The organism is Collinsella sp. LCP19S3_D3 (genome assembly GCF_052121455.1).
In the GTDB taxonomy this organism is placed as follows: Bacteria; Actinomycetota; Coriobacteriia; order Coriobacteriales; family Coriobacteriaceae; genus Collinsella.
Genome location: NZ_JBQKEF010000053.1, coordinates 1 through 849, shown reverse-complemented (window position 1 = coordinate 849; position 849 = coordinate 1). Strand labels below are relative to the sequence as shown.

The 849-nt window shown below is 69.3% G+C and carries 1 protein-coding gene; it reads right to left on the bottom strand.

The genetic code is table 11. From position 1 onward, the window contains the following. On the bottom strand, positions 1 to 759 hold a 759-nt coding region (locus tag ACTQXM_RS08995; protein WP_441547651.1), incomplete at its 3' end, for an IS110 family transposase. Positions 760 to 849 lie beyond the last annotated feature (90 nt).

Sequence of the window (849 nt, the reverse complement as noted above, 5' to 3'; positions counted from 1 at the left end):
TCGGTAGGTATCGTCGCCCTCGAGCAGGGCGGAGATCTCCGCCGAGTTCTCGGATATCCTGCGCGCGAGCAGTTTCACCGCCCGGTCCTCGGCGGCGACGACCGACGCATCCGGCCTTGTCGAGGAGGTTGTCGAGCGGACGAGGGCCTCGATCTTACCGCGCGCCGCCCCACGCGTGAGCGCCGCCGCCCTGCGGGGCCCGGCGTCGGCTACCGACCAGGCCCCGCCGAGGGATGCCATGAGCCTCAGCTGGCACCCGTCGGACAGGTCGACCAGTGCCTCGAAGGCGGGGCACGATTCCAGCAGGATGCTGCGCAGCCGGTTCTTATTCCTAGTGTTCTCGCAGGTCAGGAAGTTCCTCTGGGCGGCCAGCGCCCTCGCCGCCGCAATTGTCGGACCTGGGTCTCCGACCGGCAGGAGCGCGTCGGGGATGCCAAGCGCCGTCTTCGCGATGACCATCGCGTCTCGCTCGTCGGTCTTGGCGTCGCCGGCGAAGAGCCTGGCGGCCCCGTGCGCCGCGAGTCCCGGCAGGTACGCCGCCGACATCCCGGCCGCCCTGGCGCGGGCGAGCGCGAGGGCGCCTATGTTGCGCGACTGGTCGACGACCACGAGCGCATCGGGGAAGCGGCCGAACAGCGAGTCCAGGTCGTCCTCCCTGTTCGCGACGGGGGTGCTCAACAGCACCTCGCCATCTCGAGTCGCGACGCATGCCCAGTGGGACGATTTCCCGACATCGAGCCCGATGACGGCTTCCGGCATTCTAATTGGTGCCACGGTGGTATCCTCCAATCGGTAGGCCGATCGGAACCCCTCCCCGCGACACCCACATTACCTGGCCGTGGCGCTTGC